At 46.0% G+C, this 10942-nt stretch carries 8 protein-coding genes and 1 rRNA gene; 8 read left to right on the top strand and 1 reads right to left on the bottom strand.

What is annotated here, in order from left to right:
- The 4 genes from rrf to RID53_RS24290 all read left to right on the top strand — a co-directional run.
- Positions 1-95: ribosomal RNA gene (gene rrf / locus RID53_RS24305) — 5S ribosomal RNA — on the top strand; the annotation flags it as partial.
- A gap of 277 nt (positions 96-372) precedes the next feature.
- On the top strand, positions 373-1806 hold the full coding sequence (locus RID53_RS24300) for an FAD-dependent oxidoreductase (RefSeq protein WP_446390550.1): 1434 nt from the start codon (positions 373-375) through the stop codon (positions 1804-1806).
- A complete protein-coding gene (locus tag RID53_RS24295) occupies positions 1803-3071 on the top strand; it encodes an NAD(P)/FAD-dependent oxidoreductase (protein WP_446390549.1) in 1269 nt (422 codons plus the stop codon). The genes RID53_RS24300 and RID53_RS24295 overlap by 4 nt, the downstream gene beginning before the upstream one ends.
- 363 nt (positions 3072-3434) lie before the next feature.
- On the top strand, positions 3435-3803 hold the full coding sequence (locus RID53_RS24290) for a DUF1667 domain-containing protein (RefSeq protein ID WP_446390548.1): 369 nt from the start codon (positions 3435-3437) through the stop codon (positions 3801-3803).
- Positions 3804-4218: 415 nt separating this feature from the next.
- Here RID53_RS24290 and RID53_RS24285 read toward each other — a convergent pair whose 3' ends face one another.
- Positions 4219-4548 carry a hypothetical protein gene (locus RID53_RS24285; RefSeq protein WP_446390547.1) on the bottom strand — a complete coding sequence of 110 codons (330 nt, stop codon included), beginning with the start codon at positions 4546-4548 and terminating at the stop codon, positions 4219-4221.
- 1144 nt (positions 4549-5692) lie between these two features.
- Here RID53_RS24285 and RID53_RS24280 point away from each other — a divergent pair.
- From RID53_RS24280 to RID53_RS24265, 4 genes are all read left to right on the top strand, one after another.
- Positions 5693-6730, top strand: a complete 1038-nt coding sequence (locus RID53_RS24280) for a phage tail protein (protein WP_446390546.1) — start codon at positions 5693-5695, stop codon at positions 6728-6730.
- A 45-nt stretch (positions 6731-6775) separates the two neighbouring features.
- The gene (locus RID53_RS24275) at positions 6776-8254 is read left to right on the top strand and encodes a DUF4159 domain-containing protein (RefSeq protein WP_446390545.1); all 1479 of its coding nucleotides are present in this window, start codon (positions 6776-6778) and stop codon (positions 8252-8254) included.
- A 78-nt stretch (positions 8255-8332) separates the two neighbouring features.
- On the top strand, positions 8333-10516 hold the full coding sequence (locus RID53_RS24270) for a hypothetical protein (protein WP_446390544.1): 2184 nt from the start codon (positions 8333-8335) through the stop codon (positions 10514-10516).
- Positions 10517-10525: 9 nt separating this feature from the next.
- Positions 10526-10924 (top strand): surface-adhesin E family protein, encoded by a 399-nt coding sequence (locus RID53_RS24265; protein ID WP_446390543.1) that lies wholly within the window; start codon positions 10526-10528, stop codon positions 10922-10924.
- Positions 10925-10942 lie beyond the last annotated feature (18 nt).

Below are 10942 nucleotides of genomic sequence, written 5' to 3'. Positions count from 1 at the left end.
TCCACTCCGACCCCATCCCGAACTCGGCTGTGAAACGTTGCTGCGGCGAAGATACTTTGGGGGTTGCCCCCTGGGAAAATAGCTCGATGCCAGACTTCTTCTTTCATCAAGCCCTCTTTTCTTCACGGAAAGGGGGCTTTATGCTATGGAAACCTTTTACTTGACTGGTGTTCTAGCTCCAATGAACGCCTCAACGACGTAGAAGGTTGAGTTTCCGACGCTTCATTAGTTAAATAAATCTAAAAAATTTCTAGATAGGTTTAATATCAAAACCCTGGTTTCTTATACTGGAATAGTCTATCAGCATTTTAATTAATTATTCTCAGAGTCCCTAACAAGAATTAAGTCAAAAAATTATGACAGGTCAGAACTATGGTTTACGATGTAGCTATCATTGGTGGTGGCGTAATTGGTTGCACGATCGCGCGTGAGTTAATGCGCTATCCTATCCGTGCTGTTTTGTTGGACAAAGAGAGCGAAGTCGGATTCGGAACCAGTAAAGCCAACAGTGGGATTATCCACGGCGGTCATCACGGCTCCCCCAAAACCCTGAAAGGGAAACTAGAGTGGTTGGGGAATCAAATGTGGGATACAATCTGTGATGAGCTAGGTTTCGGGTTCAAGCGCATTGGCGAACTGACTGTCGCTCTAGCCGAAGAACAACTCCCCACCTTAGAGAAACTCAAACAACAAGGTGAAGAAAAAGGCGTTCCTGGTCTGGAAATGTGGGATCAGGAACGCTTACTCCGAGAAGAACCCCGCCTCAATCCCGACGCCATCGCCGGACTCTATGCGCCAACGACAGGTGTGATCAATCCTTACGAAGCCTGTTTTGCTCTGATTGAAAATGCCTGTCTGAATGGGTTGGAACTGGTGACTGATAGTCTGGTGCAGGACATTGACCAAACAGATAACACCTGGACAATCAAAACAAATCGCGGAGAATTCCCGACTCGCTTTATCATAAACGCAGCGGGACTTTGGGCAGATCGTATCGCTCAGATGGCAGGCGTACAACCCTTTACTATTCGCCCTCGCAAAGGTGAGGAATATATCCTGGATAAGCGGTTAATGGGTTTAGTCAAACGGGTAATTTTCCCCTGTCCCACTCCCGTGTCCAAAGGAATTCTCGTCATCCCCACCTACGATGGCACGATCATGGTGGGTCCCACGGCAGAAATGGTCGATGATAAGGAAGACTTGACCACCAGCGTCGCTGGAGGACAAACGGTTTTCCAGATGGTTAGACAAGTTGTTCCCGGTATTAGCCCCAGGGATTGCATCGCTGAGTTTGCTGGGTTGCGGGCGGTTACGGAAACTGAAGACTTTATTATTGGTCCTACTGACAAAAAAGGCTTTATTAACGTCGCGGGTATCCAGTCCCCTGGACTCACAGCAGCTCCGGCAATTGCTGAAATGGTAGGAGATATATTAAGGGACGAAGGTCTGCCCTTACAACCCAAGGATGATTTTGTCCCCTCCATTCCCAAACCCATCCATTTTGTTTCCTTGTCCACAGACGAACAAATTGCCCTGACCCAAGAAAATCCTCACTATGGTCGCATTGTCTGTCGCTGCGAATTAATTACCGAGGGTGAGATTTTAGATTCCATTCATCGGGGCGCACGCACCCTCGACGGCATCAAATTCCGTACCCGCGCCGGGATGGGGCGCTGTCAAGGGGGGTTTTGTACTGGACGGTGTATGGAACTGCTATCGCAAGAATTAGACCAGCCGCTATCGCAAATTACCAAACGCGGCGGCGACACTTGGATTGTTCGAGAACGGGAGGAGGTAGCCAAATGATTACAGACACAATCAGCCACTTAAAAAAAGAGTATGATGTCGTGGTCGTTGGTGGCGGTCCGGCGGGCATGGCAGCCGCCTTAGGCGCAAGACAAGCCGGTGCCGATCGCATTTTGATTGCTGACCGGGAGAAAGAAGCAGGCGGCATCCTCTTACAGTGTATCCATCCGGGTTTTGGACTCCAGCATTTTAAAGAAGAACTCACCGGTCCAGAATATGCCCAGCGGTTTTTGGAGCAAGTCTTAGAAACGGACATCGATATTGTCAGCGATGCTTACATACTGGATATTAGTGCTGACAAACAAGTCAAACTCATGTCCGGTAGCCAAGGTGTCCACGTTCTTTCCACCAAAGCCGCTGTACTAGCAATGGGTGCCAGAGAACGCACACGCGGCGCTATTCGCACTCCTGGTACTCGCGCTTCCGGTGTCTTGACCGCTGGGTTAGCCCAGAAATTTGTCAACATGATTGGTTATCTGCCAGGACATCGGGCAGTGATTCTCGGTTCCGGGGATATTGGCTTAATTATGGCGCGGCGGTTGACATTGGAAGGCGTAGAAGTCGCAGGCGTGTTTGAAATTATGCCTCACGCCAATGGACTCAATCGCAATATCGTCCAATGTCTGCACGACTTCGACATTCCCCTGCACCTTTCCACGACAGTTGCGGACATCCATGGCACAGACCGAGTAGAAAAGGTTACTGTTGCTCCCGTTGATGAAAAGTTTACCCCAAATTTAGAGCAAAGCTGGGATATTCCTTGTGATACCCTGCTGCTGTCCATTGGCTTGATTCCAGAAAACGAACTCTCCCGACAGTTGAAACTCCAGATTGACCCCGTCACCAGTGGTCCGGTGGTGAACAGCATGATGGAAACCTCCATGGATGGAGTTTTTGCTTGTGGTAATGTTGTCCATATTCACGACTTAGTGGATTTTGTCAGCCAGGAAGCCTTTCTCGCAGGCAGCAATGCTGGGGCTTACGTCACCGAACAACGCCCGCCAGGGGATAATATTCGCCTAATTCCAGGGGAAAATGTGCGCTACTGCGTCCCTCATACGATTTCCACTGACCGAGAACACACGGTTTATATGCGAGTCAAGCGTCCCATGGAAAACAGCGTCTTGCGTTTAGGTGACGTGTATGAGAAAAAACTACGCTTTGTTTTGCCAGCAGAGATGGTTAATCTCAAAGTACGTCCTCGGTTTTTGGAGAACTTCCACGGAGATACCTTGCGGGTAGATGTTGTACCCTGTGAAGATTAAAGGAGTAAGGTGCGGGAGATGGAGCAGATGGGGCGCGATGTTCCAGACGTGATGACAGAAGCGTCTGGGAGATGGGGGAGTGAACTCAACATTGAGTCAGGGCGGGTTTCGTACCAACGTTACCATCATGAACCAAAAGAAAGTCCCTAAACCCGCCCCTACAAACCAGGTTCCCTCAAGGGTGGCGAAGGAGTCTCTAGTCATATCATGTCCTTATCGTCAGTTATCATTTACTTCTCCCTGGCAACCTTACTTGTTTCCCCTCTACCATCTGCCATCTGTCCTGGAGCCTTGTCTCCACCAATGGTGTAAGTATTCTAACCGGACATGATATAAACAATCAGCAATCACCAGGTATTTATTATGACAACAATTACTCATTACCTTTGTATTGGCTGTCCTCTAGGTTGCCGTTTAGAAGTTGAAGATGAAGACAACAAGATTGTCGAAGTGCGGGGTTTTAACTGCAAACGGGGACAAGAGTATGCTAAACAAGAACATACCGAACCTCGCCGTATGGTAACAACTACTGTACAGGTAGAAGACGGGCGTTGGGCTAGACTACCGGTGAAAACGAGTATGGCTATTCCTAAAGAAAAAATGCAGGAATTGTGCCAAGCACTGCGTCAAGTGAAACTAACTGCACCTGTGAAAATGGGTGAGGTGATTTTGGCGAATGCCTTGGAAACAGGGGCGGATGTGGTTGCTACCAGAGACATGCCAGCCGCTTGAATTAGATTGAGCCTGTCATGCTGAACGAAGTGAAGGATTTCGTTCAGCATGACAGATTATATCAAGTCCGGTGAATTGCCCATAATAGCAATGCTGTAACCGCAAGGGTTTCGGGCTTTTTTATTAAGCTGAAGTTCCCCCCATCTCGATTAAGGATAGAAGCATAAACCGTGACTATGTAAGCATTTGAGCCAATCACCCTTCTCAATTCATACCCATATATATTTACAGCGGTTTTCAAGTTGATAGACTACAGTAGCAGCAGTGAGTAAAACAACTCTGATAGGGTGACAAGCAAGCTTTGGGCTATCAGAAATCAAGCTTACCCCATTGAGTTGAAAATAGCTGAGGGGAAGTCGCCGAACCAATGTTGATTAATCTGAAATCCCCCCCATTCAGATGTACTACACCCAAGCTAAAGCCTTACACCGTAGGGGCTTGATCGCTCAAGTACCTCAAAAACCGTACCCATGTAGCACTTGCCAAAATAGCGCGATACGTTTCTTCGGAACAGGCTCCGCCAACGCGCTATTTTGGCAATATGACAGAGTTGTGTCAACGCCGAGGGTGGAGCATCTTCTTCCTCCTCTGGCGGCGCGATCGCGATCGGTTCTTTCTCCTTCCCCTGACGCTGCTCTATCCGACTTATCAGCACCTGTCGTAACTGGGCGATCGCACTCATCAGATCACGTTGACTCTTCACGACATACCAATTTGTGGCTGTTGTATTCTTAGCTACAGACATTGTTTTAGCTTTCTTTATGGTTGTTTGGGCTACACTTGTCAAGTTCTGATAATTCAAACTATTCTTTCCCAAAAAAAAGTTTGAATATTTAAATCTGTTTGATGTCTTAACACAACATCATAATTGCTCGTTTTTTACTCTGTTTCCGGAATAATCTACGAATTATCAGGGAATTCAGCTAATGTGAGCCAGATGTGCGATGTTCAGGTATATTATCTATGGTGGATATTTTGTGTGCAAAAATAATTCCAATACAGCTAAACCCCTTGAATCTTGGTAAAACATTGTATAAGTTCTGGTTTTCGTCTCCCGTCCAACGTTCCCTTGGAGGCATGTATTTTGGTAAAGTTGGGATAAAAATTATTACAAGGAATTGACAAAAACACAGAGTACACAGACAAGGAAATGGCACAGACAGACTACTAAATAGTGAGGGACACAGATTGACACAGAGAACTTAATCGGACTTGCGGAATCAGTGTTGGAGTGAGCCGAATAGGTGTCGCGCATTCTCCACTTATACCCGAAGGATCAAGCTATAGTTAGCGACGGTCAGAGTTTATCAGCTTTATCCTGATTGTTAATGAAGTTGATCAACAGATTAGTACTGGCACTTGCAAGGGACAGAAATGATCAGTCGGTAGGCACAATAAAAGTTAACAGTAGAGTGCATCATACTTACTTTCTATGAGGAGCCAGCTACGTCTTATGTAAGGGTTTGAGAGGTATTTACACAACTTAATAGAGTTGAGTTTATTTTCACCAACCTACTGAGTTGAACCGTCGTTATTCACTGCTATAATCACTCCATGGCATAAGCAATTAGATACACCGACCGAACGATGTAGAGTCGCTCGGCTTAAATAGAGTAGACTACCTAATTTGAATGTGTAGGGGCGGGTTTAGGGAATGTAGGGGCGGGTTTAGGGAATGTAGGGGCGGGTTTAGGGACTAAAGACAGCTATCCACCAATAACGGAACAACAAAACCCGCCCTCTCCACCAATAACGGAACAACAAAACCCGCCCTGACCATAAGACATAAGACATAAGACATAAGACGAATGACAAATGACGATCCCCACCGTTAACGTTAATTGTCCCCACCGACTTACCAAAACAGGGGGAGTTAACCTGGATTTAGTATGACACAAGCTCGCGATATATTACCCTTACGTCTACAACTAACCTCCATGCAGTTGCCAGAGGTCACCCCCCAGCCGATTGCGGGGTCAAGCGAGTCAGCCGCACCTTTACTCAACCAAGCCACGCGGGACACAGAACGTCGCGGTTGCTACCTCACTCTCTATCCGGGAGAACCAAGTGAACTGCTGCTAGAACTGGAAAACCTCAGCAATCAAACCTTAAACTTAGATATTAAAATCCAGGGAGATTTTCCCTCCCAATGGTATCGTTTGGGAATGGAAGGGCGGGAACTTCTTGCTGGGGGGCGCATGGAAGCCGTGATTCGCTTTTATATGCCAGCCGATTTCTTTGAGTCGAATCAGGATTGGGATGCTAAACCCGCTCACCGTCTCGATTATCGCGGTCAGATTTATGTCTATTCCAGCCAATCGGGAACGGGGAGCAAATATATTGAATCAGCGAGCTTTAATCTCTATGTTCGCCCTCATAGCTTATATCTAAACTTTGTACCCGAAATTTATCAAGAAGTCGATTTTATCGGTCGCTTTCTGAAAATTTTCGAGCAAGCCTTTGAACCCACCTTACAATCCCTGGAGGCTTTATGGGCGTATCTCGACCCCTTAATGACACCAGAGACACTTCTACCGTTTCTGGCACATTGGGTAGGTTGGCAACTCAACCCCGCTTTAAGCCTACAGCGACAGCGCTATCTGATTCGTCAGGCGATGGAGATTTATCGCTGGCGAGGGACGCGCCGGGGATTACGATTTTACCTGCATTTATTTACGGACTTACCCTTAGATGACCATCTTCCCGAAGAGCAAAAGCATATTTGTATTCAAGAAGTGTTTGGTCAGGGATTTATGATGGGAAACACCCGCCTAAATCAAGACTCCCTGATTGGTGGCGGACAACCCTATCATTTCATTGTCCGCCTACGTCCCGAACCCCTCACTCAAATTGACGAATTATTAGTTCATCAAATTATCCGACAAGAAAAACCCGCATTTTGTACCTATGAACTCTATATTGAATAATAAATAACCAATGACTAATGACCAATGACTAATGACCAATAACCAATGACTAACCATTTCCCTCCCCCATCTCTCCAACAATTTGAGCGTCTCCATGTCACAGACGGCTTACTCATTGATGCCCAACGTTGGCAGTTAGCTCACCACTATCACCGCCAGTATCATAGTACCTTTTACCAATCGCTGCATCAGCCCGGAATAGTCTTTGGGTTGGGGGTGCATATTGTTCCTGCACCTGCTAATGTTGTGGCGAAATACCGAGATGAACGTTGGGTGGAAATTCAACCGGGACTTGCTATTGATTTATTTGGCAATTTTATCGTAGTGCCAGAACCCATGTCCTATCGGATTTCTTCAGAAGCCACTCCGGAAGAACCCTTGATGGTGTATTTGGTAGTTAAATTTAGAGATCCCGCCGAATTACGCACCCGTAGAGTTACCGATCGCATCGTCGAAACATTTCGGATTGATGAAAAGGCAAATCCACCCACAGAAGGGGATGTGGAACTGTGCCGGATTCTTCTCAAAACAGGACCCGTTAAACTGGAAGCACCCGTCAATAGTTTCTCCCCTAGCTATAACCAGTTGGACTTGCGCTACCGTCTTCAGCCCCAAGCTAGACCTCTGGCGATCGTTCATGTTGCCATGTACAAAGGGTTAGCTGTGGATGACTCTGAACAAGAGCGTATTTTATCAAATCTTTCCTATCTTCTCCAATCAACCGCTGGACTTTATCCAGCCTTGCAGGGGAGTGATGAAATCGGACAATTTAGTTTACAATCAGCAGAGCTACAAGCTATTTTAGAGTATGATTTATTTTTCATGACAGATCGCCAAGTTCAGGTATTCGGAGACTCTGAATTTGAGGTTCTGCGAAAGTATTTACAAGCAGGAGGTACAGTTTTAGTTGAAGCGTCATCAGGATTGAAACATTGGCTACAAGGCAATGCGATTAAAGACCTGAGCAACGTTTACCAAGAACTCGAACAGTCATTAACTCAACTTGATAATAATCCCACTATTGATACAGATACTAGATTAAAGCAATGCCGACAAGATATTGTCAGTGAACGAGAGATGATTGCTACAGAGTTAGCCAGACGCAAGAATTCAATCGCGGGTCGATTCCAAGAATTTGCCCAAAGTCTAGGCATCCGATTAACGCCACTGGAAAAATTAGACCGTCACGACTTACTGCGGACTCAACCCTTTCTTTTTGCCACGACACCTCGTATCAATAGAAAACCGATTCAACTCTTAAGTGGTGGGGGGATTATTGTCGCGATCGGTAACTTATCGGAGGCTTGGGGAATTAATGAAAAACGACTGATTCCCCGTGAAGTAATGCGTACAGCCCAGGAATTAGGGATTAACATTTTGCATTTAGCTTGGCGTCGCCGACAACTAACCCGTGGACAGCAGCCACCACCAACGGTGATGGCGTCATCCCCTTCCCACCCCTCCAATCCATCAAACCCGTCAGCACCATCGCGCCGAGATGAGCTATTTGATAGGTTAATGTAGAGTGTTGGTTATTCGTCATTTGTCATGTGTCAAGGAACAGGGAAACTGGGGGAGTTTAGGACGTAAGGGAAAAAATAAATGGTAGATAATTTAATTGATACAACGGTTGCCCCAAAACAACTTCGATTTAAGCCTGGAGGTCTACCCGCTTCATTTGAAGTTAAGGTCGTTAATGATAGCGATCGCTTTGCCAGTTTTCAGGTGGAAGTTACGGCGGCTGGAGTTGATCCTGATCGGCTTCCAGATTGGTACAAGATCTCCCCAGAAGTGAGTACCAAAAAGCCGCCGGGTGACGTTACCCATTTTCAGGTGGCGATTGTCGATAATCCTGTACCCGGGTTTGTCGGATTGATGAACCTAACAGTGCGTGTCTTCTCCATGGAACTCCCAGATGAAGACCGAGAAGTGCTGCGGTTGATTCTAGAACAGGGTACGGGTTCAATTCCGTTAAAATTGGATTTGCCTGTGCGGGAGTTTCAAGAATATCCGGCAAATGAAGATGAAATTCCGGTACGAGTTTATAATCCCAGTCAACTGGAAACCCATGTTACGTTGAAACTTTCGGGCTTAGATCCAACCTGGATTGTTGATGGAACTGAACGCCAGTTATATCTACCTCCAAACGGACAAGTCACTGAAACATTTATTTGCCAAATTCCTGACATTTCCCAAGCCCCCAGCCGGATTTATCCCTTTGCGATCGCGGCGACTCATCGCCATGGTTCTCCCGCCCAAGTGGAAGGTACGTTAGAAGTTTTACCTATGGGGTTGGTTGAGTTTAGCGCCACTCCCAAACAGCAGCAAATTCCCACCAAACGCGCTTGGATACTCAACTGGCGGAATCCACCCGTTCCCTACACCTTGGAATTTGAGAATCATAGCAATCTTCAGCAACAGGTTACTGTTAATATTCAGGGTGAAGATCAACAGGAATGTACATTAGAATTGCCGGATAAACCCGCCGAATTGAATCCAGGTCAAACGGCTCAAGCACTGCTGAGAGTTCAAGCCCGACGCCATTTATGGGGTCGAAAAAAGGAACTTTCTTTAGAAGCCATGGCGACGTTATCGGATCAGCGTCTAGGAAATACTAATCCCACGAGTCAATTTTTAAAACTGAATGTTTATCCAATTATTCCAACCTGGTTACTTTTCGCTGGCGGACTCCTGATTTTATACCTACTTTGGGCACTCTCTTGGCTTAATCCTAATAATAATAGATTTGGACATCAGGCGGAAGTGAATTCGGTGCAATTTAATGGCATGAGCCAGAATGTCGTCAGTGGTTCCAATGACCAAACCTTAATTAAATGGCGAGTCGATGGCTTTTTTAATCCCTTTGCGAATCCAGAAGTAGATGAGATTGCCAATACAGGTAAAGCGGTGCGCGTTATTCGTTATAAACCAGTAGATAACAACTTCGTCGCGGCGGGGTTAGAAAATGGGGAAATTCAACTGTTAAATTTGTTGGCAGAAACTCCAAAATTAATGGATTCCTTTGTTTTCCAAAAAGATGATCGTGTCTTAGCCTTAGAGTTTACCGAAGACTCTCGCTATCTTTTTAGCGGTCATGGCAGTGGTAAGGTGCTGGGCTGGGACATTTATCAAGATTTACACCAAAACATAGGGCAATTTGATCCTGCAAAAGAACCCGTTCTGGAGCTAAACTTTGATTTTGCTGTCTATGGATTAAAGTTTATAGGACAAGGAAATCAGAATTTAGCCGTTGCTGGACGATTTAATCAGTTAGTCATTTTAAACTTGGGAGATAATTCTCTGCGTAAAGTAACCTACCAAGCTGGACAGGAAGGCGGACAAGATGACTATATACTAAGCATGGATATTGCCAAATTAAAACCCTATCTTTTGGCAACATCTGACAATCAAGGTATCATTACTCTATGGGATATGCGACCCTGTTTGGTAGATAATCAGTCTTGTGAAATTCTTGATCGCTGGTCGAATGGTCATGGTAGTCTACCTGTGCGATCCGTGGCTTTGAGTAACGGGGGTTGTTACTTAGCCAGTGGCGGCGATGACGGACGAACAATGCTGTGGCCCCTCACGACTCAGGGTAAACGAGCAGAAAATTATTCAAGTGGTATCGAAGTGGATCAGTCATTTGACAACAAAAAATTCAATAGTGTTGATATAAATGTTTTAAAGAGAAATATCCTAATCGCCAGTGGTAGTGATGATACTCAGGTGCGGGTGGAAAACGAGAAACGACTGCAAGAGTTAGGATGCGATCGCGATGAGTGAGGACGCTTGATGAGGCTCAGACGTCTAATTCTAGCTAGCATCACCACCTTCTTCGCCACTTTACCTGCGGCGGCTGATCAGTGGGTATTTGTTGCCCGTGATCACAATGATATTGACTACTACGTTGACCCCGAATTTGTCGAACGTCGCCATAATACGGTCTGGTTCTGGCAGATGTCTGTCTTTCCAGAACCGGATGAACAAGGACTATTAGCGCGAAAGACTTACAGTGCGATGATTTGTCCACTGCGGGCTTGGCGTCCTGTCGCGATCGCTCGCTTTAATGTTCAAGGTGAATTGATCACTCGTACCCAGTTAAGCGACGATGAACCGTTACAATTTTTTACCTCCGGTAGCGTTGGTGAGGCGATATGGAAATTAGTTTGCCAAACTGAGGATTTTTCCTGATCGGATCAAGTCTATGTT

Origin of the sequence: Coleofasciculus sp. B1-GNL1-01 (assembly GCF_040220235.1) — a bacterium.
GTDB lineage: Bacteria > Cyanobacteriota > Cyanobacteriia > Cyanobacteriales > Coleofasciculaceae > Coleofasciculus.
This window is presented reverse-complemented; position numbering and strand designations above follow the sequence as displayed.